General features: G+C 68.1%; 25 protein-coding genes. 11 read left to right on the forward strand and 14 right to left on the reverse strand.

The window, feature by feature from the left end; genetic code table 11:
- The first annotated feature begins 656 nt into the window (after window positions 1–656).
- Window positions 657–2489, forward strand: a complete 1833-nt coding sequence (asnB, locus tag HMPREF2914_RS13390) for an asparagine synthase (glutamine-hydrolyzing) (RefSeq protein WP_023980974.1) — start codon at window positions 657–659, stop codon at window positions 2487–2489.
- Window positions 2490–2541: 52 nt separating this feature from the next.
- Here the strand turns inward: asnB and HMPREF2914_RS13395 are convergent, their stop codons facing one another.
- Window positions 2542–2970 (reverse strand): cupin domain-containing protein, encoded by a 429-nt coding sequence (locus HMPREF2914_RS13395; protein ID WP_003083588.1) that lies wholly within the window; start codon window positions 2968–2970, stop codon window positions 2542–2544.
- A 266-nt stretch (window positions 2971–3236) separates the two neighbouring features.
- On the opposite strand from HMPREF2914_RS13395, the gene HMPREF2914_RS32650 reads away from it, so the two are divergent.
- A complete protein-coding gene (locus HMPREF2914_RS32650; protein WP_003111525.1) occupies window positions 3237–3407 on the forward strand; it encodes a hypothetical protein in 171 nt (56 codons plus the stop codon).
- Window positions 3408–3409: 2 nt separating this feature from the next.
- Entirely contained in the window at window positions 3410–3880 is a 471-nt protein-coding gene (locus tag HMPREF2914_RS13400; protein WP_003111524.1) for a type II toxin-antitoxin system death-on-curing family toxin, read from the forward strand.
- Between the two features lie 16 nt (window positions 3881–3896).
- Here the strand turns inward: HMPREF2914_RS13400 and HMPREF2914_RS13405 are convergent, their stop codons facing one another.
- The 3 genes from HMPREF2914_RS13405 to osaR form a co-directional block, all read right to left on the reverse strand.
- Complete coding sequence (locus HMPREF2914_RS13405) at window positions 3897–4445, reverse strand: RNA 2'-phosphotransferase (RefSeq protein WP_003104297.1); 549 nt, start codon at window positions 4443–4445, stop codon at window positions 3897–3899.
- A 38-nt stretch (window positions 4446–4483) separates the two neighbouring features.
- Window positions 4484–4990, reverse strand: a complete 507-nt coding sequence (locus HMPREF2914_RS13410; RefSeq protein ID WP_003083593.1) for a DUF1993 domain-containing protein — start codon at window positions 4988–4990, stop codon at window positions 4484–4486.
- Window positions 4991–5055: 65 nt separating this feature from the next.
- A complete protein-coding gene (osaR, locus tag HMPREF2914_RS13415; RefSeq protein ID WP_003083596.1) occupies window positions 5056–5976 on the reverse strand; it encodes an oxidative stress response transcriptional regulator OsaR in 921 nt (306 codons plus the stop codon).
- Between the two features lie 107 nt (window positions 5977–6083).
- Between osaR and HMPREF2914_RS13420 the strand changes: the two genes are divergently transcribed.
- The 4 genes from HMPREF2914_RS13420 (at window position 6084) to HMPREF2914_RS13435 (ending at window position 8621) form a co-directional block, all read left to right on the forward strand.
- On the forward strand, window positions 6084–6971 hold the full coding sequence (locus HMPREF2914_RS13420) for an MBL fold metallo-hydrolase (protein ID WP_003083599.1): 888 nt from the start codon (window positions 6084–6086) through the stop codon (window positions 6969–6971).
- A gap of 62 nt (window positions 6972–7033) precedes the next feature.
- The gene (gene dsbM, locus HMPREF2914_RS13425; RefSeq protein ID WP_003136951.1) at window positions 7034–7738 is read left to right on the forward strand and encodes a disulfide reductase DsbM; all 705 of its coding nucleotides are present in this window, start codon (window positions 7034–7036) and stop codon (window positions 7736–7738) included.
- A gap of 83 nt (window positions 7739–7821) precedes the next feature.
- Window positions 7822–8277, forward strand: coding sequence for an OsmC family protein (locus HMPREF2914_RS13430; protein ID WP_003118563.1), 456 nt, complete (start codon window positions 7822–7824; stop codon window positions 8275–8277).
- A 110-nt stretch (window positions 8278–8387) separates the two neighbouring features.
- On the forward strand, window positions 8388–8621 hold the full coding sequence (locus tag HMPREF2914_RS13435) for a DUF1161 domain-containing protein (RefSeq protein WP_023083844.1): 234 nt from the start codon (window positions 8388–8390) through the stop codon (window positions 8619–8621).
- 11 nt (window positions 8622–8632) lie between these two features.
- Here HMPREF2914_RS13435 and HMPREF2914_RS13440 read toward each other — a convergent pair whose 3' ends face one another.
- Window positions 8633–9070: a PA0061/PA0062 family lipoprotein gene (locus tag HMPREF2914_RS13440; RefSeq protein ID WP_003083612.1), complete on the reverse strand. Its 438-nt coding sequence runs from the start codon at window positions 9068–9070 to the stop codon at window positions 8633–8635.
- Between the two features lie 56 nt (window positions 9071–9126).
- Window positions 9127–9543 carry a PA0061/PA0062 family lipoprotein gene (locus HMPREF2914_RS13445; protein ID WP_003083614.1) on the reverse strand — a complete coding sequence of 139 codons (417 nt, stop codon included), beginning with the start codon at window positions 9541–9543 and terminating at the stop codon, window positions 9127–9129.
- Between the two features lie 91 nt (window positions 9544–9634).
- On the opposite strand from HMPREF2914_RS13445, the gene HMPREF2914_RS13450 reads away from it, so the two are divergent.
- Window positions 9635–10762: an aminopeptidase gene (locus HMPREF2914_RS13450; RefSeq protein WP_023092240.1), complete on the forward strand. Its 1128-nt coding sequence runs from the start codon at window positions 9635–9637 to the stop codon at window positions 10760–10762.
- 7 nt (window positions 10763–10769) lie between these two features.
- Here HMPREF2914_RS13450 and HMPREF2914_RS13455 read toward each other — a convergent pair whose 3' ends face one another.
- Genes HMPREF2914_RS13455 through HMPREF2914_RS13465 form a run of 3 tightly spaced genes read right to left on the reverse strand, consistent with a single transcriptional unit; the run spans window position 10770 to window position 12986 of the window.
- Window positions 10770–11753 (reverse strand): hypothetical protein, encoded by a 984-nt coding sequence (locus tag HMPREF2914_RS13455; protein ID WP_003114660.1) that lies wholly within the window; start codon window positions 11751–11753, stop codon window positions 10770–10772.
- 32 nt (window positions 11754–11785) lie between these two features.
- Entirely contained in the window at window positions 11786–12451 is a 666-nt protein-coding gene (locus HMPREF2914_RS13460; RefSeq protein WP_003111507.1) for an HAD family hydrolase, read from the reverse strand.
- Entirely contained in the window at window positions 12444–12986 is a 543-nt protein-coding gene (locus HMPREF2914_RS13465; RefSeq protein WP_003083618.1) for a gamma carbonic anhydrase family protein, read from the reverse strand. The genes HMPREF2914_RS13460 and HMPREF2914_RS13465 overlap by 8 nt, the downstream gene beginning before the upstream one ends.
- Before the next feature lie 77 nt (window positions 12987–13063).
- On the opposite strand from HMPREF2914_RS13465, the gene prlC reads away from it, so the two are divergent.
- From prlC to HMPREF2914_RS13480, 3 genes are all read left to right on the forward strand, one after another.
- The gene (prlC, locus tag HMPREF2914_RS13470) at window positions 13064–15109 is read left to right on the forward strand and encodes an oligopeptidase A (protein ID WP_016852309.1); all 2046 of its coding nucleotides are present in this window, start codon (window positions 13064–13066) and stop codon (window positions 15107–15109) included.
- On the forward strand, window positions 15106–15381 hold the full coding sequence (locus HMPREF2914_RS13475) for a YheV family putative zinc ribbon protein (RefSeq protein WP_003083624.1): 276 nt from the start codon (window positions 15106–15108) through the stop codon (window positions 15379–15381). Before prlC ends, HMPREF2914_RS13475 begins: the two co-directional genes overlap by 4 nt.
- Window positions 15382–15469: 88 nt before the next feature.
- Entirely contained in the window at window positions 15470–16528 is a 1059-nt protein-coding gene (locus tag HMPREF2914_RS13480) for a PA0069 family radical SAM protein (protein WP_003083628.1), read from the forward strand.
- Between the two features lie 230 nt (window positions 16529–16758).
- Here HMPREF2914_RS13480 and tagQ read toward each other — a convergent pair whose 3' ends face one another.
- The 5 genes from tagQ to ppkA all read right to left on the reverse strand — a co-directional run bounded on the left by tagQ (window position 16759) and on the right by ppkA (window position 24453).
- A complete protein-coding gene (gene tagQ, locus HMPREF2914_RS13485; RefSeq protein ID WP_003083630.1) occupies window positions 16759–17673 on the reverse strand; it encodes a type VI secretion system-associated lipoprotein TagQ in 915 nt (304 codons plus the stop codon).
- 61 nt (window positions 17674–17734) lie between these two features.
- On the reverse strand, window positions 17735–19447 hold the full coding sequence (gene tagR, locus HMPREF2914_RS13490; RefSeq protein WP_003106615.1) for a type VI secretion system-associated regulator TagR: 1713 nt from the start codon (window positions 19445–19447) through the stop codon (window positions 17735–17737).
- Entirely contained in the window at window positions 19440–20639 is a 1200-nt protein-coding gene (tagS, locus tag HMPREF2914_RS13495) for a type IV secretion associated ABC transporter permease TagS (protein ID WP_003128189.1), read from the reverse strand. Before tagS ends, tagR begins: the two co-directional genes overlap by 8 nt.
- Entirely contained in the window at window positions 20639–21358 is a 720-nt protein-coding gene (gene tagT, locus HMPREF2914_RS13500; RefSeq protein WP_023092241.1) for a type IV secretion associated ABC transporter ATP-binding protein TagT, read from the reverse strand. The genes tagS and tagT overlap by 1 nt, the downstream gene beginning before the upstream one ends.
- Window positions 21355–24453 carry a serine/threonine protein kinase PpkA gene (gene ppkA / locus HMPREF2914_RS13505; RefSeq protein ID WP_023092242.1) on the reverse strand — a complete coding sequence of 1033 codons (3099 nt, stop codon included), beginning with the start codon at window positions 24451–24453 and terminating at the stop codon, window positions 21355–21357. Before ppkA ends, tagT begins: the two co-directional genes overlap by 4 nt.
- Window positions 24454–24460 lie beyond the last annotated feature (7 nt).

A 24460-nucleotide genomic window follows, 5' to 3' on the forward strand; every position in this document is an offset into this window, starting at 1 on the left:
GTGTTCGGTCCGTCGACCTGCGAATGCCCTTGAGGTAGGTCGTCTGGCGGGCCCGGTGCAGCGGGCCCGCTTCCGGATGGATCGCTCGAAGTTGCCTGCTTTAATTCTCCATTCCCCGCGCCGCCCTACTTTTCCCGCTCGTCCATCGTCGCGTCGAACGTTGCCACGAAATCAGCGTCGGTGGACAACTCTTATATTCAATAGTTGTACGATCTGAGTTTGTTGTAGTCATTTGCTTAGTTGGCTATCCATATGATTGCCGTAAAGCAATTATAAGTTTAATTGGATTAGCTTTCTAAGTCTTTGGAAAGAGCCGGGAACGACCCTGTAATATCTGGTTGTAGAGGCCGCGTAATGATGTTTCAGGATGTTTCATTAATTTTGTAGATTATTGTTTTTCCTTTGTTTTTTTAAAAACAGCTACCAGATTTAGATAGATATTAATTAACTCGGCCACGTTTTTTCCTGTTCTATCATTGGCCTTCCTTGGGCGCAGGCCTGCCGAAACTGCTTATCTTCAGGTCCTCGAAAAGTTCATACATCGACCGCCTTGGGCGAAGCATTCGTACGCCGGCAATCTGGCCGGCCGCACGGATGTTTTCAGCATGTTCTCTGGATGAATTTCCCGATAAAACATCAATTAGAGGAGTTTCCCTATGTGCGGTCTCGCGGGTTGGGTGGATTACACGCGCAAGCTCGACGACGAATTTCCGGCGATTTTCGCCATGACCGATACGCTCGCCTTGCGCGGGCCGGATGCCGAGGGCATCTGGAAGCACCGCAACGCCCTGCTGGGTCACCGGCGGCTGGCGGTCATCGACCTCAGCGGCGGCGTGCAGCCGATGTCCTATCGCTTTCCCACCGGCCAGGAGGTCACCCTCGTCTACACCGGCGAGGTGTACAACCACGATGCCCTGCGCGAGCGGTTGCGCCGGGCCGGACACGAGTTCCGCACCCGCAGCGATACCGAGGTGGTCCTGCACGCCTATCTGCAATGGGGCGAGCGTTGTTGCGAGTACCTGACCGGGATGTTCGCCTTCGCCGTCTTCGATGGCCGCGACGGCCACCTGCTGCTGGTGCGCGACCGCTTGGGCATCAAGCCGCTGTATTACGCGCGGCACCGCGAGGGACTGCTGTTCGGCTCGGAGATCAAGTCCATCCTGGCGCATCCGGAATTCGCCGCCAGGCTCGACGCGGTCGGCCTGGCCGACCTCCTGACGCTGTCCCGGGGCACTTCGCAGACGCCGTTCCGCGAGGTCCAGGAACTGCTGCCCGGCCACCTGCTGTCCTGGCGTCCCAATTCCCAGGCGAAGTTACGCCGCTACTGGGAGGTGCGCCGCCAGGAGCATGCCGACGACCTGCAGAGCACCGTGCAGCGCACCCGCGAACTGGTCACCCGCGCCCTGGGGTCGCAATTGCACGCCGACGTTCCGGTGTGTTCGCTGCTATCGGGTGGGCTCGATTCGACCGCCCTGACCGGCATCGCCCAGCGCATCGCGAAGGCGGAGCACGGCGGCGACATCAATTCATTCTCGGTGGACTTCGTCGGTCAGGCCGAGCAGTTCCGCAGCGACGACCTGCGTCCCGACCAGGACCAGCCGTTCGCCCTGCTGGCCGCGCAGTACATCGGCAGCCGTCATCGCACCGTGCTCATCGACAATGCCGAACTGGTCTGCGAACGAGCGCGCGAAGAGGTATTCCGGGCCAAGGACGTACCTTTCACCTTCGGCGACATGGATACCTCGCTGCACCTGATGTTCGGCGAGATCCGCCGGCATTCCACGGTGGCCATCTCTGGTGAAGGCGCCGACGAGCTGTTCGGTGGCTACGGCTGGTTCCGCGATCCGCAGGCGGTGGGTGCGGCGCGCTTCCCCTGGGCCTCCAGGGTGCATTTGCCGGCCGGCTTCATCGACGCCGGTTTCAACCGCCGCTGCGATCTCCTCCAGTACCAGCAGGCCAGCTACGACGATGGGCTGCGCCAGGTCGAACACCTGGCCGGCGACAGCCCGGAGGAGCGGCGGATGCGCGAGTTCAGCCACCTGCATCTGAAGCGCTGGATGGTGCTGCTGCTCGAACGCAAGGATCGCCTGAGCATGTGCAACGGCCTGGAGGTGCGGGTGCCCTACACCGACCATGAGCTGGTGGAGTACGTCTACAACGTGCCCTGGTCGATCAAGAGCCGGGACGGCGAGGAGAAGTGGCTGCTCAAGCGGGCCTGCGCCGACTATGTCCCGGAAGCCGTGCTCAAGCGCCGCAAGAGCCCTTATCCGACTTCTGCCAACCTCGGCTACGAGCGTTTCCTGCGCGGGAGCGTGCGGCGCTTGCTGGAGGACGCGGCGAACCCGGTGTTCGGCATCGTTTCGCGAGAGTTCCTGGCCGCCGAACTGGAGCATCCGGAGGGGTACTTCAACACCCAGGTGAGCCGCCACAACCTGGAGACCGCGCTGGCGCTGGAAGGCTGGCTCAGGTTGTACGGGCTCTCCGCCTGAGCGTGACGCGGGGCGTGGCGGGTTCGGGCTGCTGTCCGGCCCGCCGGCGTCTTCAGGCGTCGGGCATTTCGCCGCGTTCGCCGAGCCCCACCGGCATGCCTTCCACGCCGGCATGGAACAGCAGGGCTTCCACCGGTTCGGCCCCGGCTATGAGGCGATGGATGATGTTCATCAGGCAGCCCGCCGCCTCGCCTTCCAGCACCCGGGTGCTCTGGGCACCGTCGCGGGTCTCCAGGCGCAGTTCGCCCTTGAGCACGTAGAGCGCGCTGGGCATCGGATGGACCTGCCAGTCCAGGCGTTCGTGGGCGGCCAGGCTCAGGCGCTGCACGGTGAGCTGTGGCTGGCCGAGGGGATAGCCGAGGTAGAGCGAGCCGTTCCAGGCGCAGCCGCTGCGCAGCAGGGTTTCGCGGTGCGGACTGGTTGCGGCCGGGAGGTCGCGGCTGGGTGGGAACACATGCACGTGGCTGGGGCGAAGGTCCATCGGGCGTCCTGCGCTTGTCGGTATCTTTCCTCAGTCAAGCCGGCTTTCACCGCCTGCTCCACTGCCGCTTCTGCTAGGCGGCAGCGGGCCATCAACGTTCGAGGCTGGTCTGCAGGCTGCTAGGCCATGTTGCGGTGCGCCTTGCCAGTGCTTCCGGTTTCGAGAGGACATCTGTTCCCTGCCTGCACTGGTATATGCTTGAACACTGAATATTCGTCCCCTGCCCGGGGCAGGCAGGTCCGGGAAGTGGATCCTTGGAGGTACATATGTCGCGATCGCTGCGCAAATCGAAGAAACTCGTCATTCCTCCCCGTCCTCGCGATGAGGTCGTGCGCGCGCGCCCGGCCTTGGGAGAACATCAGAAGCAGGTCGAGAACGCCTTTGCCCTGGCCTTCGAACGCTACGAAAAAACCTTCGAAGAGCTGGCCAAGGTTTAAGCATGTCGCAAGACCAGCAAGGGATACGCTATCTCTCCGTTGCAGATCTCGTTCGCCTCAATGAGTTGCTCATCCTGGCCCAGACTCCGGACGAGCCGATAGGCGTCCTCAAACCGAACGAGTTGGAGTCCGCACAGCAACGGCCAGCCAACCATCGTTACTATGCTCGAACCGACGATATCATCACGCTGGCTGCGGTCTTTGCGGAAAGCTTGGCAATGAACCACTGCTTTGCCAATGGCAACAAACGCACGGCGGCGGCGGCCGCTACGGTTTTCCTCCTGCTCAATGGCATAGAGCTGACGGGGCCCGCTCAGGACTTCGTCGACATCATGGTCGCCCTCGTGACTCGTGAAGCGAGCGTTCAGGACCTGGAAGACTGGATGTTCTACTGGCACAGACCATTCGACGCTTACAACCTGCCGGACAGCGACGCTTTCGAGCGAATGGTCGCCCGCTTGGGCATTGGTTAGTCCGTAGAACGCCTTCTCAAGCCTCGCGGATGAACCGCACGGGTACCCGCTCGGTCAGCCAGACGCCGTTCTCCGCCTGGTGGAATAGGTGCCCGGCCAGGTGCATGTCGCGCGCGTCGATTTCCAGCAGAACCGGGCTGCCGTAGCGGCGGCCGACTTCCAGGGCGGTGGCGCGGCGGGCGGAGAGATGGACGTGGTGGCGGCTGCCGGGAACCAGGCCGCGCTCGCGGATGGAGTCGAGGAAGCGGCTGGCGGTGCCGTGGTAGAGCACTGCGGGCGGGACCGCGGGGGCGTAGGCGATGGCCACCGCGGCATGCGAGTGGCCTTGCACGGCGCGGATGCGCTGGCCATCGGCGGAGAGGGCGAAGCGCTTTTTGTCGTTGTTCTCGACCACCGCGCCGAGCAGCACGCGGTCGAGGGCGCGGCCGTCCCGCGCCGCGCCGGCGATCAGGGCGTCGATGTCGGCCCAGCCTTCGCCGTCCAGCGTCAGGCCGATGGCCTCGGGCTGGTGGCGAAGGACATAGCTGAGGAACTTGCTGGTGTCGTCGAGGGTTTTCCGATCCATTCCATGGTCCTTGTGCGTGCCATCCCGGCGCGGGAACCTCAGGCGCCGCCGAGGAAGTCCATCTTGCCCAGTTCGACGCCGTTGTGGCGGAGGATGGCGTAGGCGGTGGTGACGTGGAAGAAGAAGTTGGGCAGGGCGAAGCCGAAGAGGAAGTCGCGGCCGTTGAAGCTGATCTCCTGGCCGCGCACCTTGAGGGTCACGTTGCGCTCTTCGGCGCCGTCCAGTTGTTCCTCGCGGATGCCCTCGAGGAACTCGACGGTGCGGGCGATGCGTGCCTGGAGTTCGTCGAAGGTGGTTTCCGTATCCGCGTAGCTCGGCACTTCCAGCCCGGCCAGCCGCGCGCCGGCGCCCTTGGCGGCGTCGCTGGCGATCTGTACCTGGCGCGCCAGGGGGAACATGTCCGGCGCCAGCCGGGCGTCGATGAAGATGCGCGGATCGATGTTCTTCGCTTCGGCGTGGGCGGCGGCTTTCTTCAGGATCGCCGAGAGGTTGCCGAGAGTGCGCAGGAAGGTCGGGATCGAAGCCTGGTAGATCGACAGGGACATGGACGTGCTCCAGACAGGGGATAAAGGTGCGTCGAAGGCGGCGCGTCCAGCAGTCTACCCGGCTTTCACGCCAGCGCCAGGGGGCCCGCCTCGTCCCAGTGCGGATCGGCCGCCATCCGTTCGACCAGGAAGTCCAGCAGCGCCCGCAGCGCCGGCGGCATCTGCCGGCGCGAGGCGTACACCGCGTGGATGCCGAGCACCTGCGGCGACCACTCCGGCAGCAGCGCCACCAGGCGTCCGCTACGGATCAGCGGGGCTGCCGAGTACAGCGGCTGCTGGCTGATCCCGGCACCGGCGGCGGCGGCCTCCAGCAGCACGGTGGATTCGTTGGCGCTGAGACTGCCACCCACCGGCACGCTGGTCGGCTCGCCGTCGCGCTCGAACTGCCAGAGACTGCGGCCGAAGTAGGAGTAGGTCAGGCAGTTGTGCAGCGCCAGGTCCTCCGGGCGTCGCGGAGTGCCGTGGCGGCGCAGGTAGTCCGGCGCGGCGCAGATCACCGAGCGGCATTCGCCGAGGCGGCGGGCGATCAGGTTGGGGTCGAGCTGGTTGGCGATGCGCAGGGCCAGGTCGATGCGCTCCTCCACCAGGTTGACCACCTGGCTGTTGACCTGCAGGTCGATGGCGGTGCCCGGGTAGCGCTCGACGAAGGCGGCGGCGGCACGGGTCAGCCAGGCCTGGGCGAAGGACAGGCTGCTGGTGATGCGCAGGGTGCCGCGCGGGCTGTCGCGGCGGGTCTGGCCAGTGGCCTGCATGGCGTCGGCCACGGCGAGCATCTCGCGGCACTGCGGCAACAGCTCCGCGCCGGCGTCGGTCAGGCTCAGGCGGCGGGTGCTGCGGTGCAGCAGGCGTGCGCCGACCCACTCCTCCAACTCGGCGAGGTAGCGCGAGACCATCGCCCGGGACATGTCCAGACGCTCGGCGGCGGCGGTCTGGCTGCCGCTGTCGATGACCTCGACGAAGACGCGGGTGGCGGTCAGGCGGTCCATGATTCGCTCGATCCATGCAACAAAGCTGTGATTATTGCGGGGCTTTTTGCGCGCTTTCAAGCAACTAACATGGCAAGCCTCTGATCCCACTGCCTGGAGAACCGCTCATGTCGCGCCATGGATTGCTTCGTTCCCTGTTCGCCGCCGCCGCCCTGCTGGGTGCCGCCGGCGTCTTCGCCGCCAGCGCCGAACCGCTGCGGCTGGAGGTCTACAACCCCGGCGAGAAGGCGATCTTCGCCGTGTCCTCGGAACTGCTGGTGGGCCAGCGCGAGGCGATGCTGATCGACGCGCAGTTCTCCCGCGCCGACGCCGAGCAACTGGTCAAGCGTATCCAGGCCAGCGGCAAGACCCTCAGCACTATCTACATCAGCCACGGCGACCCGGACTTCTACTTCGGCCTCGACGTGCTGAAGGCCGCCTTCCCCGAGGCGAAGATCCTCGCGACGGCGCAGACCGTCGCACACATCCAGGCGACCAAGGACGCCAAGCTGGCCTACTGGGGGCCGATCCTCAAGGACAACGCGCCGACGTCGCTGGTGGTGCCGGAGCCGCTGAAGGGCGACCAGTTGAAGCTGGAAGGCCATGCCCTGAAGGTGGTCGACCTGAAGGGGCCGAGCCCGGACCGCACGGTGCTGTGGATTCCGTCGCTGAAGACGGTGGTTGGTGGCGTGCTGGTGGAATCCGGTTCGCACGTCTGGACCGCCGATACCCAGACCCAGGCCTCGCGCCAGGCCTGGGTGGCGATGCTCGACCGGATCGAGGCGCTGCAACCGCGGCGCGTGGTGCCCGGCCATTTCACCGGCGAGGAGCCGAAGGGCCTGGACGGCGTGCGCTTCACCCGTGACTACCTGAAGGCCCTGGAAGCCGAACTGCCCAAGGCCAGGGATTCCGCCGCGCTGGTCGAGGCGATGAAGCGCCGCTACCCGAACCTGCCGGGCGAGGAAGGCCTGGAGCTGAGCGCCAAGGTGCTCAAGGGCGAGATGCAGTGGCCCTGAGCCGCGCCCGCCGATAGCCGCTGATCGAGGCGTCCCCTGCGGGGCGTCTCGTGGAGACCGAGATGAACGACCTCACCCTGCATTACCTCTACGATCCGCTCTGCGGCTGGTGCTACGGCGCCTCGCCGCTGCTCGCCGCCGCCCGCGAGGTGACGGGTCTGGACGTACGCCTGCATGGCGGCGGCATGATGACCGATGCCAACCGCCAGCCGGTCGGCGCCGGTCTGCGCCACTACGTGATGCCCCATGACCTGCGGATCGCCCAACTGACCGGCCAGCCGTTCGGCAAGGACTACTTCGACGGTCTGCTGCGCGACACCAGCGCGGTATTCGACTCGGCCCCGCCGACCGCCGCCGTGCTTGCCGCCGAAGCGCTCGACGGCCTCGGCGCGGCGATGCTGGCGCGGATCCAGCGTGCCCACTACGTCGAGGGCCGGCGTATCGCCGAGCGTCCGGTGCTGCTCGAGCTGGGTGCCGAACTGGGGCTTGGCGAGGGCTTCGCCGAGGCGTTCGACGCCTGCTCCGGCGAGCCGCTGCGCGCGCACTTCGCCGACAGTCGGCGGCTGATGAACCGTCTCGGCGCCGCTGGCTTCCCGACCTTCGCCCTGGAGCGCGACGGCCGCCTGCAGGTGCTCGACACCGGGCGCTACCTCGGCCAGCCGGACGACTGGCGGGCTTTCCTCGAAACGCAGCTGCGCCTTGCCGGCGGCAGCGGTGCCTTGGGCGGGGCCGCGGCGCCGCTCTGCCGCATCGACGGTTGCGCCTGAATCCCGCCGCCGCGCAAGCGGACTGAACTTGTCCGGCTGCGTCGTCCTCCCATGTAGACATGCCCGCTCGCCGACGCGAGCGGATGTCCATCCACAGCTCCGGAGGAGTCGACATGAAGAAGACGGCATCGGCGGTCTGGCAAGGCGGCCTGAAAGACGGCAAGGGCACCCTTTCCACCGAAAGCGGCGCGCTCAAGGACAACCCCTATGGCTTCAATACCCGCTTCGAGGGCGCACCGGGAACCAACCCGGAAGAGCTGATCGGCGCGGCCCACGCCGGCTGCTTCAGCATGGCCCTGTCGATGATGCTCGGTGAGGCCGGCCTGACCGCCGAACGTATCGAGACCCGCGCCGAGGTCACCCTCGACAAGCAGTCCGACGGTTTCGCCATCACTGCCGTGCACCTGGTGCTCAGGGCGCGCGTGCCGGGGGCGGACGCGCAGACCTTCGAGCAGATCGCCAACAAGGCCAAGGCCGGTTGCCCGGTATCCAAGGTGCTCAACGCGAAGATCAGCCTGGACGCCAGCCTCGACGGCTGAGCGGAACGCTTCCCCAGCCCGGCGAACTGGCCCTGGCCTGCCGCAGTCGAATGCGGCAGGATGCGCTGCGCAGCACTCGGCTGCCAGGCATCGACGAGGAGTGACGGGTCATGAAAACCATCGGGCTGGGGATTGTCGCCTTGCTGTTCAGCGCCACGGCGCTGGCCGCGCCGAAGCCGTGCGAGGAACTCAAGGCGGAGATCGAGACCAAGATCCAGTCGGCCGGGGTGACCTCCTACACCCTGGAGATCGTGCGCAACGACGAAGTCAGCGACCCGAACATGGTGGTCGGCAGTTGCGAGAACGGCACCAAGAAGATCATCTACCAGAAGAACGACGACTGAGCCGCTGCGTTTCAGTACGGCGGGCAGCGGCTGGTCTGGAAGTTCGAACGGGCGACCACCTCGCCACGCTCGTCGCTCAGTAGCGCCAGCGCCCTGCGCAATTGCGGGCGCACCTCCAGGCGATAGCGCCGGCCCGCCTCGAAGCCGTCATAGACCACCTGCTGGTAGCAGTTGATCTGCACCGGCTCGCCGAAGCCGCCGCCCCCGCCGCCGGAACCGCCATAGAGTTCGTACTGGAAGCGCACCTCCAGCACATGGCGTCCCGGGGTGACCTGGAAGTAGCGCCCGTCGCTCAACCGCTCGCCGTCCAGGCGCTCGGCCAGCAGGGTATTGGCCGGCGCGCTGCGCAGCTCGACCCAGGCCATCTGCGGGTCCGGCTGCGGCAGCGGTCCGGCGCAGCCGGCGAGGAGCAGCAGCGCGAGCGGGACGAGACGGGTGAGTGGACGCATGGGGCGGGCTCCGGAGGGCGTTCAGCTCCTAGCATAGCGCCCTCGCCTTGCGCCGTTCAGACCTTCGCGCAGCGCCCCTCGCGGCCGCGCGCCAGTTCCCTGTTGTCCTGGTCGTAGAGCTTCGCCCAGGGACGGAAGCCGATGTGCCCGGCCTCCAGGCGGTAGCGCTGGCCGGCGCTGAAGTCCTTGAACTTGAGGTTGAGCTGGCAATCGCGCCAGAGCGGGCTGTCCACGGGGCCGATGTTGGTCGGGTCGACGGTGAACTGGTAGCGCACCGTGAGTTCGCGGGTGCCGGGATCGACCTCGAAGTAGCGCGTGCGGTCCCAGCTCTTGTCGTCGACTTCCACGGCGGCGAGATCGGCGTCGGGCTGGGTATCGAGGTCGACCCAGGCGCGGTTCGGGTCGGGGGTGGGCATCAGCAGTGAGCAGCCGCTCAGGACGAGCAGGCCACCGGCAAGCAGCAGCGTACGCATAGAAGACTCCGAAGCTCCTTTAACCCGGCCGCCATCCGTCGCGCCTTGGAAAAACGCCTTGCGTTCCTCCGCCTCGCCGGATCGCGGACCGGTGCTGGTAGGGCGGCGGGCGGTCCGCGTGCTGTGCTATGTTCCGCCCATGCCACGCCGCCTTCGCCATCCGCTTGCTGACCTTCGACTGCCCCGTTGGGTTCCCTGCCTGGCGCTGTTGGCGCTGAGCGGTTGCTCGACCGTCTCCTACTACGGGCAACTGGCCAGCGGCCAGTTCGCCCTGCTGCGCGCCCGCGAGCCGGCCGCCGCGGTGATCGCCGACCCGCAGCGCGACGCGCGCTTGCGCGAACGCCTGGCGAAGGCGGAAAAGGCCCGGCAATTCGCCAGCGAACGCCTCGGCCTGCCGGACAACCGCAGCTATCGCCTGTACGCCGATATCGGCCGGCCCTACGTGGTATGGAACGTGTTCGCCACCCCGGAGCTGTCGCTGCAGCCGGTCACCCATTGCTTCCCCATCGCCGGCTGCGTGGCCTACCGCGGCTACTACAGCGAGGCCGCCGCGCGCGCCGAGGCGGCGCGCCAGCGGGCGCTCGGCGACGACGTCTACGTCGGCGGGGTGCAGGCCTACTCGACCCTCGGCTGGTTCGACGATCCGATCCTCAGCAGCATGCTGCGCTGGGACGACGAACGGCTGGCGACCTTGATCTTCCACGAACTGGCGCACCAGAAGTTCTACCTGCGCGACGACACCGCCTTCAACGAATCCTTCGCCACCTTCGTCGAACAGGAAGGCACCCGCCAGTGGCGCGAGTATCGTGGACTGCCGCCGGCGGACGGCCGCGAGGAGAAGCGCCGCGAGCAGTTCACCGCGCTGGTCCTGGCCAGTCGTGCGCGCCTGGAAGCACTCTATGCCGGGCCGTTGGACGATGCCGCCAAGCGTGCCGGCAAGGCTGCCGAATTCCAGCGCCTGCGCCGCGAATATGCGGCGCTGAGCCAGCGCGAATGGGGTGGCGAGTCGCCGTTCAAGGCCTGGATCGACGCGCCGTTCAACAATGCCAAGCTGCTTCCCTTCGGCCTCTACGACCAATGGGTGGCGGCGTTCGCCGCGCTGTTCCGCCAGGTCGGCGGCAACTGGCCGGCGTTCTATGCGCGGGTCCGTGCCCTTGGCCAGCTCCCCCTGGCAGAGCGCCAGGCGGCGTTGCAGCGGCTGGCCGTCGCAGCGCCCTGACGCCTGCTCAGGCGGCGAGCTGGTCGGCGTAGCACCAGCGCGTGGCCAGCCGGCCGATCGGCCAGAGCAGCGCCAACAGGCCGACGCCGAGCAGCGCCACCAGCAGCGTATAGCCGATGCCAGCGGGCGCCAGGCCGAGGATCATCAGCAGCGCCAGCCCCCCGCCGACCGCCAGCAGCGCCACGCTCCAGAGCAGCATGGCGACCACCGCGAGCAGCAGCGCGCGACCGGCGGCGAAGCGCTGCAGGCGCGCCGGCAGGCGCGTGCAGACGGCGCCGAAGAGCAGCGCCGCGGGCAACGCCACGCCGCTCAGGTACAGGCCGTATAGCCAAGGCTCGTCGTAGCGCAGCAGGGCGTAGGGAAGGAACTGCATCAGCTTGAAACACAGCGTGGCGAAACACAGCGCGGCGCCCAGGGCGACCTGCCAGGCAGCGACGCGGGCTTCTTCCCCTTCGGCCAGGCGCGGCGAGTTCACCCGGCTGCCGAGCAGCACCAGCCCCAACGGCAGCAGGCTGCCCAGGAGCAGGTAGACCCAGCTCATCGCTTCGTTGAACGCCATCAGCCAGACGCCGTAGCTGGATTGCGCCGTCACCCACTGGTAGAACGGCAGCGTCAGCGGTGCCAGGCCGATCCCGGCGAGCATGCCGCAGACCAGGTTGAGTAGGCCGTAGCCGATCAGCAGCAGCGCCAGCGGGCGGAACTCGACGAGCTGCCGCTTCTCGCGGTAGGCATGCAGCACCAGCAGGTTGGCCGCCGCGTAGAACACCAGGCCGGTGAACCAGTGCGGCGCCATCAGTTGCAGGTGCTCGGAGAAACGCTGGCGGATCTCGCCGATGTCGTTGTACCACTGGATGCCCAGGCTCACGGCGAAGGACAGGCAGGTGACCAGCGCCAGCACCGCGATGAACGCATAGGGCTGGGTGGTGGCGGGCACCTCTCTGGCCGGCGGCTGCACCGGGGCGGTGGGGGTGGCGAAGGGATTGTCGGTCATGTCAGGCGTCCTTGTCTGAAACGGAGCATGGGTCAGTGGGATTCCAACACCTGCCGCAGGGCGGCGAGGTCGGCGCAGTAATGGGTCGGCTGGTGCGCGCGCAGTTCGTCTTCGCTGCCGAAGCCGTAGCCGACGCCGATGCAGGCGACACCGTTGCGGCTGGCGCCGAGCAGGTCGTGCATGCGGTCGCCGATCATCAGGCAATGCTCCGCTGCCAGGCCTTCGCTGTCGAGCAGATGGCGGATCAGTTCGTCCTTGTGCGTGCGCGTGCCGTCCAGCTCGCTGCCGTAGATCGCCTTGAAGTGACGGTCGAAGGCGAAGTGGCGGGCGATCTCGCGGGCGAACACGCCGGGCTTGCTGGTCGCGACGTAGAGCGTGTGGCCGCGTCCGACCAGGGCTTCGAGCAGCTCGGGAATGCCGTCGAACACGCGGTTCTCGTAGAGACCGGTGACCCTGAAGCGCTCGCGGTAGTGGTTCACCGCCTCCCAGGCGCGCGCTTCGTCGAAGCCGTAGGTCTGCATGAAGCACTGCAACAGCGGGGGGCCGATGAAGTGTTCCAGGCGCGCCAGGTCCGGCTCGTCGATGCCCAGGCGGGCGAGGGCGAACTGCACCGAGCGGGTGATGCCCTCGCGCGGGTCGGTGAGGGTGCCGTCGAGATCGAAGAGGATGTTCGGGTAGTGCAGCGCGGCGTCACGCATGGTAGTCCTCGGCGATGTGCAGGTCCTTGAGCTTCACGTAGTTGCCGGCGGTGTAGGCGAAGAAGCCGCGCTCCTTGTCGCTCAGCGGACGGGCCTTCTTCGCCGGGCTGCCGACGTAGAGGAAGCCGCTCTCCAGCACCTTGCCCGGCGGCACCAGGCTGCCGGCGCCGAGGATCACTTCGTCCTCGATCACCGCGCCGTCCATGACGATCGAGCCCATCCCCACCAGCACCCGGTTGCCGATGCTGCAACCGTGCAGCAGGACCTTGTGCCCGACGGTCACTTCGTCGCCGATGCTCAGCGGAAAACCGTCCGGGTTGAAGGGGCCGGCGTGGGTGATGTGCAGCACGCTGCCGTCCTGGATGCTGCTGCGCTGGCCGATGCGGATGCGGTGCATGTCGCCGCGGATCACCACCAGCGGCCAGACCGAGCTGTCGGCGCCGATCTCGATGTCGCCGACGAGCACGGCCGAGGGATCGACGAAGACCCGCTCGCCGAGCAGTGGCGTTTTGCCCTGGTAGGAACGAATGGTCACGATAGTTTTCCTCAGGCTGCGGATGCCGCCGATTGTATTTAAGATGGTCGGGTATTTCCTTAGCCAAGGTTGCCAACGTGAGCGCGAATCCCCTTCTGCAGGCCTACGACCTGCCGCCTTTCTCCTCCATTCGCCCGGAACACGTGAAGCCGGCCATCGAGCGGATCCTCGCCGATAACCGCGCCGCCATCGCCCGCCTGCTGGAAACCCAGCGCGAGCAGCCGACCTGGAAGGGCCTGGTGCTGGCGATGGACGAACTCAACGACCGCCTGGGCGCCGCCTGGAGTCCGGTCAGCCACCTCAACGCGGTGTGCAACAGCGCCGAGCTGCGCGAGGCCTACGAGGCCTGCCTGCCGGAGCTGTCGGCCTACTCCACCGAGCTGGGGCAGAACCGCGCCCTGTTCGAGGCCTACGAGGCGCTGGCGAAGAGCCCCGAGGCGGCCGGCTTCGACGTGGCCCAGAAAACCATCCTCGAACATGCCCTGCGCGACTTCCGCCTGTCCGGCATCGACTTGCCGGCGGACAAGCAGAAGCGCTATGCCGAGGTGCAGTCGCGCCTGTCCGAGCTGGGTAGCCGTTTCTCCAACCAGCTGCTCGACGCCACCCAGGCCTGGACCAAGCATGTCACCGACGAAGCCGCGCTGGCCGGCCTGACCGATTCGGCCAAGGCCCAGATGAAGCAGGCCGCCGAGGCCAAGGGCCTGGACGGCTGGCTGATCAGCCTGGAGTTCCCCAGCTACTACGCGGTGATGACCTATGCCGATGACCGCGCCCTGCGCGAAGAGGTATACGCCGCCTACTGCACCCGCGCCTCCGACCAGGGCCCGAACGCCGGGCAGAACGACAACGGTCCGGTGATGGAAGAGATCCTCGACCTGCGCCAGGAGCTGGCCGGCCTGCTCGGCTTCGCCAACTACGCCGAGCTGTCGCTGGCGACCAAGATGGCCGAGTCCAGCGACCAGGTGCTCAGCTTCCTCCGCGACCTGGCGGTGCGCAGCAAGCCGTTCGCCGCCCGCGACCTGGAGCAGCTGCGCGCCTACGCCGCCGAGCAGGGCTGCGCCGAATTGCAGAGCTGGGACGCCGGCTACTACGCCGAGAAACTCCGCGAGGCGCGCTACAGCGTGTCCCAGGAGGCGCTGCGGGCCTACTTCCCGGTGGACAAGGTGCTTTCCGGCCTGTTCGCCATCGTCGAGCGCCTCTACGGCATCCAGATCCGCGAACTGCACGATTTCGAACGCTGGCACGCCGACGTACGCCTGTTCGAGATCCTCGAGAACGGCGAGCACGTCGGCCGCTTCTACTTCGACCTCTATGCCCGCGCCAACAAGCGCGGCGGTGCCTGGATGGACGGCGCCCGCGACCGCCGGCGCGACGCCCAGGGCCGGCTGATCGACCCGGTGGCCTACCTGGTGTGCAACTTCACCCCGGCGGTGAACGGCAAGCCGGCGCTGCTGACCCACGACGAGGTCACCACCCTGTTCCACGAGTTCGGCCATGGCCTGCACCACCTGCTGACCCGCGTCGAGCATGCCGCCGCCTCCGGGATCAACGGGGTGGCCTGGGACGCCGTCGAGCTGCCCAGCCAGTTCATGGAGAACTGGTGCTGGGAGCCGGAAGGCCTGGCGCTGATCTCCGCCCACTACGAGACCGGCGAGGCGCTGCCGCAGGACCTGCTGGAGAAGATGCTGGCGGCGAAGAACTTCCAGTCCGGGATGATGATGGTCCGCCAGCTGGAGTTCTCCCTCTTCGACTTCGAGCTGCACGCCACCCACGGCGACGGCCGTAGCGTGCTGCAGGTGCTCGAGGGCATCCGCGACGAAGTGGCGGTGATGCGTCCGCCGGCGTACAACCGCTTCGCCAACAGCTTCGCGCACATCTTCGCCGGCGGCTACGCGGCCGGTTACTACAGCTACAAGTGGGCCGAGGTGCTGTCCGCCGATGCCTTCTCGCGTTTCGAGGAAGAAGGCGTGTTCAACCCCGATACCGGGCGTGCCTTCCGCGAGGCGATCCTGGCCCGCGGCGGCTCCCGCGAGCCGATGCTGTTGTTCGTCGATTTCCGCGGTCGCGAGCCGTCCATCGACGCCCTGCTGCGTCACTCCGGGCTGGTCGGGGAGGCCGCATGAGCCCGGCGATCACCAGGAAGCGCTTCATCGCCGGGGCGGTCTGCCCGGCGTGCAGCGAACAGGACAAGATCCAGATGTGGGAAGAGGACGGCGTGCCGCACCGCGAATGCGTGGCCTGCGGCTACGCCGACACGCTCAACGCCCAGGGCCAGTCGATCCCGAAGGAGCTGGGTACGCGGGTCAACCAGAACGCGCCGAAGCCGGCCAACCCGAAGGTGCAGTCGGTGCAGTTCTTCCCCAATCCCAAGCTGAAGAAGAAGCCCGACGCCTGACCGCTCGCCGCCGACCGGCGGCGATGGCTGTGGGCCGGGGCCCGGTGCGATACTGTATCCATATACAGTATTTCGCCGGGTTCCCCTCATGAGCGCTCCCCTGCCCCCGCGCGGTCGCGGTACCGCCAGCAACCCCCTCAACCGCTTCGCCCCGACCCACAGCGAGGCCTTCGACGATGGCTGGGAGCAGGACGTGCCGCCGATCCAGCTCACCGAGGTGCGCGAGGAGATCGCCCGCACGGTGATCTCCCGCAACCAGTCGCCGGACCTCCCTTTCGATCGCTCGATCAATCCCTACCGTGGTTGCGAGCATGGCTGCATCTACTGCTATGCGCGGCCCAGCCATGCCTATTGGGACCTCTCGCCGGGGATCGATTTCGAGACCCGGTTGATCGCCAAGAGCAACGTCGCCAGCGCGCTGGAGCAGGAACTGAGCAAGCCCGGCTATCGCTGCGCGCCGATCAACCTGGGCGCCAATACCGACCCCTACCAGCCGCTGGAACGCGAACGCCGCCTGACCCGCCAGGTGCTGGAGGTGCTGCTGCGCTTCCGTCACCCGCTGACCATCGTCACCAAGGGCTCGCTGATCCTTCGCGACCTCGACCTGCTGCGCGAACTGGCGGAGCAGAACCTGGTGGCGGTGATGATCAGCCTGACCACCCTCGACGACGAGCTGAAGCGCATTCTCGAACCGCGCGCGGCGGCGCCCTCGGCGCGACTGCGGGCGATCCGCACGCTCAGCGGTAACGGCATCCCGGTGGGCGTGCTCTGCTCGCCGATGATCCCGATGGTCAACGACATGGAGCTGGAGCGCCTGCTCCAGGCGGCGCGGGACGCCGGCGCGCGCAGCGCCGCGTACATGCTCCTGCGCCTGCCGCGCGAAGTCGGCCCGCTGTTCGAGGAATGGCTGGCGGCGCACTACCCGCAACGCGCCGAGCATGTGATGAGCTTGGTCCGCCAATGCCGTGGCGGCGAGGTCTACGACAGCCGCTTCGGCCACCGCTTTCGCGGCCAGGGACCGTTCGCCGACCTGCTGGCGCAGCGTTTCGCGGTGGCGATGAAGCGCCTCGGGCTGGACCGCCGCGAGGGCTTCGGGCTGGATTGCAGCCGGTTCGCCGTGCCGGGGGCGCAGATGGCGTTGTTCTAGCGTTTTCCCCGCGGCGCAGCATTTCGTATAGGGCGGAGTAGCGGCGGAGCGTGCCGGTGGCGGTATCCGCCCTGCGGGAAGAATCGCTGCCGCCGGGGAAGCCGGAAACGTCGGAAGCAGCCGTCCCGGCGAACGCTCGCCCTTCAGGCCGGCCGGGTCAGCGCGCCAGGCCCATCAACGAAACGGCGACCCGAAGGTCGCCGTCGCGTTCGTGCTGGTAACGAGGCCGATCAGGCCTTGGCGCAGCTCGGCGGTGCCCAGTCGCCCATGTCCGGGCTGTTGCAGACTTCCTGGATCATGCCCTGGCCCCGGGAGGCCACCTTGTTGCCTTCGCTTTGCGCGTCCTGGGCCTTGCGGATGGTCTGCTCGGTGGCGACCGCTTCCTTCGGCACCTTGGGATTGCTGCCGGTCTTGGGCTTGCTGCCGCCTTTCGTAGTGCTGGCGCGGTTCTCGGCCTCGGCGACCTTGGTCACTTCGGTGCGCGGTACGCCGACCTGCTGCAGGTCTTTCTCGTAGGCCTGGGTGTAGTTGTTGATGTTCTCGCCGGCACGGCCGTTGGCGGCGACCAGCAGGGCGTTGGTCTCCTGCAGGCCGCTGACGATCTCGGCCAGGCGCTTGCGCCCTTCGGCTTCGTTGATCGACTTGTTCTTGCGGCCGTCGAGCAGGGCCTTGAACTGGCTCTGGTAGCAGCTTTGCGCCGACTTGGCGTAGGCCACGCTACGGTTGATCTCGACGGTGCTGCGGTCGACGTCGGTAGCGTAGGAGCCGATGCGCGCGCGGTCGTCGCTGATCTGCTTCTGCTTCTCCATGTAGTAGCCCGCCGCGCCGCCGGCCAGGGCGCCGCCTGCGGCAGCGAGGGCGGCATTGCGGCCGCGGTTCTCGTCGCTGGCCAGGCCGCCGGCCAGGCCGCCCAGCAGGCCGCCGGTGATGGCGCCGGTGATGGCCGAGTTGCGCACCGCGTTATCGGTGCTGCGCAGGTGCGACACCGGCTCGTAGCAGGACGGGTAGTATTCCGCGCGGGTGGTCTGGGCGACCGAGCCGACGCCGCTGCTGGCGCAGCCGCTGAGCAGCACGCCGCTGGCGGTCAACAGGCAGAGCGCGTAGCGCGCCGAGGTGATCAAACGGTTTTCGCTGGGTTGGCTCATTGCATCTCACTCCTGGTTTGATGAACCGCCCGGCTGCCGAGAGGTGCCGGACGGAACTCCTTCAACGCCCGCTGGACGCGAGCAATTCCTTCAATACCGCCTCCGGCTCGGCCCGGTGCTGCTGGCGATAATCTCCGACGTGTTTGACGAACAGGGTCGCGCGCTTGACCAGGCTCTTGCCCAGAACCGGGTTGCGATTGAGTTCTTCCTGGATGCGCTGGAACTGCGCCTGGATCACCGCGTCGGTGTAACGGGTGCCGGTGGCGAGGTTGTCGATGTAGATGGCCAATGCGCCATCGAGGGCGCTGCGCCCGTTGGCGATGGCGCCGGCATAGAGCTGGGCGGTCGCCTGATCCCTGGCTGCCACGGCTTTCTCCCTGTCCTTCTTGAGGTTGGTCAGGCGTATGTTGTAGTTGTTGATCGTCTCGGCGACCAGTGCCGCCGACTGTATCAGGTTTCCGGCGGCCTCTTCGCGCTGCCGGGCGATCAACGAAACGTTACGCTTGAGTTCCTCGTTTATCTGGGCCAACTGCGCCTGCATCTGCGGGTCGCGGGTGGCGGCAATGATTCCGTCCAATTGCTTGGTGGGATCTTGAGCGTCATCGATGGCATCGGTCAATGCCGCTAGTCGGCCTTCCTTCTGCCATTGGGCGAACAGCTCGGGATAGCGCGAGCGCGGCGCGGACAGCGCGCCGATGGCGACACGGAAACCGGTGGTCTCGTTGCGCTGTTCGCTGCCGTCGGCGGCGAACAGCGGGTATTCGCGGCGCATCCCGGTGAATAGAGTCATCTCGCCTTCGAGATAGTTCCCGCCCTTCACCACGAAACCGCCATATGTGCCCTGCCGGCGACCGGCGTGGACCAGTTGGAAGGACTCCTGGACCATCTCCGCGGCATTGCCGATCACGTCGAACAGGCCCAGCGGGTTCGGCCGCTTCATCCCTACCGGCAACAGTCGCGCGGCCTGGCCGGTGCCGCCGGCGACCTGGTTGTACACCGCCCAGTCGCCCAGCGGGCCTTCCTGGTCGCTGCCCTCGACCTTGCGCGGGAACAGCCGGCCTTCCAGTTCCTGGCGGCTGACCGCCTGGCCGCCGCGCGCGGCGAACTCCCACTCGACCTCGGTGGGCAGGCGGACGAAGCCGATGCCGCCGTCCTCGGGATTCTTGCCGCGGCCGCTGACCGGCAGCAGTTCCGGGTGATTCTTCAGCAGCCAGGCGCTGTACACCGCGCCGAAGCGTTCGGCGTCGAAGCGCGAGAGATTGACCTTGGGCAGCCGCGCGGCCATTCCGTCCGGCACGTCGCAGGCCGGCGCCTCGCCCTGGCCGGAGAGCGCGGCCGCCTGGCTCATCACCGCGGCGTACTGGCGGGCGGTCACCTCGTACTTGCCGATGAAGTACAGCATCGGCTTCAGCGGGGTGCCGGCGGCAGGCTTCGGCAGGCTGGCGGAGAGCTTCTGCTGCCAGGCCGGTGCCAGGTCGGCGAGGCTGAACTGGCCGTTCACGTAGTCGCGCCGGTAGCCGGAGATGAACGACTGCTGGTAGCCCGCCTCGCCTTCGTTGAAGGCGTAGCCGAGGTTGACCTCGCGATCGTCGAGGGCGCCTTCGGCGAGTACGTAGACATGCCGGAAGACCATCTCGCCGCCACACGGCAGCGGCAGGGCGACGTCGTCGGCCAGCGGCTTGGGATTGTCCGGCGAGTCGCCTTCGGCCCAGGCCGGCGCGGCAAATGCCAGGCAGGCGCCGAGGGCGAGCGGAAGAATGGCTTTCTCAAACATCGCGTAATCCCTCTGCGGCTTCGATCCGCGCCGCGCGCCAGCCGCCGCTGGCGGCGGCCAGGACGCTGCACAGCAGCGTGGCGAGCAGCGCCGTCAGGTAGTGGCTGGGCAGCAGGCGGCAGACGAACTCGCCGCTCTGGTTGTCGAACAGGTGGTTCAGCGCGCCGGCCGTGGCGGCGTACAGCAGCCCGGCGAGGAACAGGCCGAAGACGGCGCTGAACAGCGCCAGGAGCATGACGAAGCCGACTAGCGCGGCGGTCGGGAAGCCCAGCAGACGCAGCACCGCCAGGGCGCGGCGCTTGCGTTCGACGGCGGCCAGGCTGCTGGCGGCGATGGCCGCGAAGGCACCGCCGATGGCCAGCGCGGCGACGATCCAGAACACCAGGCCGAGGTTGCGGCTGAGGCTGCGCACCTGGGCGATGGCCTCGGCCTGGGTGGCGACTTCCACGCCACTCGCGACGAAGTGCCGGCGCAGCCCTTCCACCGCATCGAGGTCGCGGGCGTACAGGCGGAAGCCCGGGTAGATGCGTGCGCGCGGCGCCTCACCGGCCTTCCCCGGCCAGCCATAGGCGGCCACCGCGCGACCGTCGCGATAGTCCTCGGCGGCTTCCAGCAGGGCCAGCGGGGCGAACAGCGCGTCGCGGGCGAAACGCTCCTGTGGCAGCACTGCGAGCACTTCCAGCTCCAGGCGCTGGCTCTGTGCCTGGCCATCCATGCGCCGGCCGATGCGCGCGACGATGCGCTCGCCAGGCTGGGCGCCGAGTTTTTCCGCGGCGCCGTGGCTGAGCACCACGCGGGTCGGCCGGTCGGGTTGCGGCAGGCCGGCCAGCAGCGGGTCGCCGGCGGCGCTGGGAATCATCTCGACGCTCAGGGCGGTCTCGCCGCCGCCGCTGAGGTCGGCGGTGGCGGCGATCTGCCGGGTGCGCGGCACGGCGAAGGCGACATCCGCGCGTGCGGCCAGGGCGGCGATGTCCTCGGCACGGTAGCGGGCGCCGCCGACCGGAATGATCTCGCGCACCGAAGGCGCGCGCTCCAGCCGCTCGGTGAGGGTGCTGACCAGGCCGTACTTGAGGCCGAACAGCACCAGCAGCGGGGTGATCACCGCTGCCAGGGCGAAGATCGCGCAGAGCGACAGGCGCGCCTCGCCGCGATAGTCGGCCCAGGCCAGCGAGAGCAGCAGGCCGGCGCGCATCAGCCGACGTCCTCGAGGCAGGCGCCGACGCTGTCGTCGGCCTCGCGTTGCCAGCGGATGGCCAGGACTTCGAGGCCGGCGGCGCGGGCCAGGCGCTCGTCGTGGGTGGCGACCACGGTGCAGGCGCCGCGCTCGCGGGCCTGTTCCACCAGCAGGCGCATCACCCGTTCGGCGTTCAGCGGGTCGAGCGCCGCGGTCGGCTCGTCGGCCAGCAACAGGCGCGGCGCATGCACCAGGGCGCGGGCGATGGCGACCCGCTGGCGCTGGCCGACCGACAGCGCCGCCGGTTTTTTGTCCAGCTGGTCGCCGATTTCCAGCCGCTCGGCCAGCGCCTGCACGCGCTCGGCGGACGGGGCGCCGAGCAATGTGCAGGGCAGTCCGATGTTGCGCCGCACATCGAGGAACTCGAGCAATCCGCCGCTTTGCAGCACGTAGCCGCAGTGCTGCCGGCGCAGCGCCGCCAAGCGGTCCTGGCGGCCGTCGCTCCAGAGCGCGGCGATGTCCTGCGGGCGTTCCCCGGCGAGGAATTCGAAGCGCCCGCCCGGGTCCGGCGCCAGGGCCAGCGCCAGCAGGTCGAGCAGGGTGCTCTTGCCGCAGCCGCTGGGGCCGACGATGGCCAGCTGGCGACCCGCGCGCAATTCCAGCGCCGGCACCCGCAGGCGGTAGCGCTGGCGACCGGCGCCGTGGCTGCGGGCGACCTCGTGCAGGCGCAGGATCATGGCAGCGTCGACAGCGGCACGCGGTACAGCGCGTCGCCGGCGTCGGCGTCGCCGAACCGGACCCAGTTGGCGACGTCGTTGTGGAAGGTTTCGTAGAGGCGGATCTTCGACTCCAGTTCGTCGATGAAGTCCTGCTGTTCGGCGACGCTCAGCGACAGCCAGAGGTCCTGGGTCATGTTCAGCGACTTGCTGCGGTACGGCAGGCCTTCCAGGTATTCGCCGAGCACGCCGCTCTGCGCCAGGTTGCTGCCCTTCACCAGTTGCGCCGGGTCGCGGCTCATGTAGGCGCTGGCGCTGGCGATTTCCTGGAAGAAGTCCTTGGGCGAGGTCTGGGTGCGCTTGGCCGCGTCGACGATCAGTTTCAGCGACTGTTGCAGTTCGTTGAGTTGCAGCTTGCTCAGCAGCACGCAGACCTGGAACGCCGGCAGCGCCGGGTTGGTCAGGTCACGGTCGGCGGTCCAGGCGGTGACGACCTGCGGCGCGCGCACCGGGTCGCGGCGACCGAGGAATTCCATCTGCATGGCGTAGCCGATGGCCGCCGACTTGCTCGCCACGCTTGGCGCGGCGTCGAAGCGCGGCGCCTGCGGCTTGCGGTTGCCGGCGTCGTGGACCAGGTCGGCGAACACCGTGCCGATCTCCTTCACCGTGTTGCCGAAGGCGTTCACCTCGCCGCCGGCCACCGGGATGTAGAGGTCGGCGATCTTCGGGTTGGCGTCGGCGGTGAGGCTGCGGTACTGCTGCTCGGCGTAGCCGTGGTTGTTCTTCCCGGCCGGGGTGCGCAGGTGCAGGGCATAGATCTTCACGCCCTTGCGCAGCGCCGCCTGGCGGACCTCGGCCTCGTTCATCTGGGTGCGCCCGAGCGGGTCGTTCTTGCGCAGCGCGCCGGCGTCGGTGACCAGCAGCACCACGCGCCCGGCGTAGGGCGACCAGTCCATTTCGTCGACCGCCTGCATGATCCCGGCGAAGGCGTCTTCGTTGAACGAGTGGCTGGAGACGTCGGTGGCGCGCACCTGGCTGCTCAACTCGGCGAAGCGCTGCGCGTCGTTGCCCGGTTGCAGCGGCACCAGGGTCTTGCTGACGTATTCCAGGCCGGGGGTCTTGTCGGTGTTGTTGCGGAAGCCGACCAGGCCGAAGCTGACCTTGTCCAGGTCGCCGCGCTCGCCGATCTGCCGCTGCAGGCCGTCGATCACCTCGCGCACGCGGTCGATGTAGGGCTGCATCGACACCGAGGTGTCCACCACCAGGACGATGCCGGTGCGGAAGGTGTCGCTCGCCGCGCCGCTGGCGCCGCCCCGCCCGGCCTGGCCCGGCGCCTGGGGTGCCGTGGCGCTGCCGCCGGGGTCGATCGAGGCGACCTCCAGCAACTGCGCCGGCTGGCCGTCGGCGTCGAAGCTCTCCTTCGAGTCGAAGATCGGCAGCAGGTAGAACTGGTCCTGGGGGATCGCCCGGTCGTTGGGCTCGACCGCGACCACCTGCGGATCGCCCTTGTGGTCCACCGCCTGGGTCAGGGTGTCGCGCGCCGCGCGGGTATCGCCGAGCAGGCGTTCGACCTGCTCGGCGCTGTTGAGGAACATCACCGGCGCGCGGCCGGAGCGTTCGGTGAACTTCAGCACCAGGCTCTGCTTCCAGTCGCTCACCGCGCTGGCCGGCAGCCAGCCGTCGCCCTCGCCGTTGCTGGAGGCGCCGACGCGCAGCCAGGGGCTGCCGCCGACCTGCTTGCGGGCGTACACGTAGAGCACCGAGAAGGCCGGCACCGCGCCGGCCCGGGGCGGGCCGCCAGCCTCGGCGGAGATGGCCGCGCCGGGCTTGGTCAGGACGCGCTGGAACAGCGTCTTCTTGCCCGGCATCAGCAGCGGACGCTCGCCGCCGTCCTGTTCGGCATCGGCCACCGGGGTCTGCTGCTGCGGCTTGTCCGCCGGCGTCTGTCCCAGCGGCGCTGGATCGGCAGCGCTCGGCGCGTCGTCCGAGCCCAGCAGCCACCAGGCGCCGCCGCCGATCGCCAGGAGCACGGCGGCCGCAGCGGCGGCGATCAGCGGCGTGCGGCTGCCGCCGGCACGTGGCTTCGCCGGCGGCAACGGAGGCGGCGGGGGCGATGGCGGTTTCGCCGCTTGCGACGGCGGAGGCGGGGGCGGCGTGGCGCCGCCGGCGCTGGGCGTGACCGGCGGCAACTGGATCGACACCGGTTGCAGGCCGCCGAGGTCGGCGGGCGGCAGGGGCGCGGGTTCGGCCGGCGGCGGGTTGCTCGCTCGCGGCGAGCCCTGCGGCGTCGCCAGCGGACGGATCTGGGTGGCTTCCAGGGCGCTCGGCGCCAGGCGGTCGAGGGCGGCGATCAACGCGCCGGCGGTGGGGAAGCGCTCGGCCGGGTCCTTGGCCAGCAACTGGCGCAGGATGTCCTGGTAGCGGCCCTGCTCGATCGGCAGTTCCGGCAGCGGCTCGGTGAGGTGGGCCAGGGCGGTGGAGAGCGAGTCCTTGCCGTTGTAGGGCAGCTTGCCGGTGAGGATCTCGTAGAGCACCACGCCCAGCGCGTAGAGGTCGGCGCGGCCGTCGATCTCCTGCCCGCGGGCCTGCTCCGGGCTCATGTAGCTGGGGGTGCCGACGGCGAAGCCGACCTGGGTGAACTGGGTATTGTCCTCGATCGACTTGGCGATGCCGAAGTCCGAGAGCACCGCGGTGCCGTCGGCGCGGAACAGGATGTTGGCCGGCTTCACGTCGCGATGCACCAGGCCCTGGGAGTGCGCGTAGCCGAGCGCGGCGGCCACCTGCCGTACGTAGGCCAGGCCCTGCTCGGGATCGAGGCCCTGCTGGATGCGCTCCTTGAGCGTGCCGTTGGGCAGGTATTCCATGGCCATGTAGTAGCAACTGCCGACGTTGCCGATGTCGTGGATGGTCACCGTGTTCGGGTGCGACAGCCGCGCCAGGGTCCGACCTTCGCGCAGGAAGCGTTCGGCGAAGCTCGGGTCGGCGGCCAGCGCCGCGGCCATCACCTTCAGCGCCACCTTGCGCTGCAGCGAGCGCTGGGTGGCCAGGTAGACCGTGGCCATGGCGCCTTCGCCCAGCTCGCGTTCGATGTCGAATCCCGGAAGTTCTATGTCCATGTCCGTC

Origin of the sequence: Pseudomonas sp. HMSC067G02 (assembly GCF_001813485.1) — a bacterium.
Taxonomy (GTDB): domain Bacteria; phylum Pseudomonadota; class Gammaproteobacteria; order Pseudomonadales; family Pseudomonadaceae; genus Pseudomonas; species Pseudomonas aeruginosa.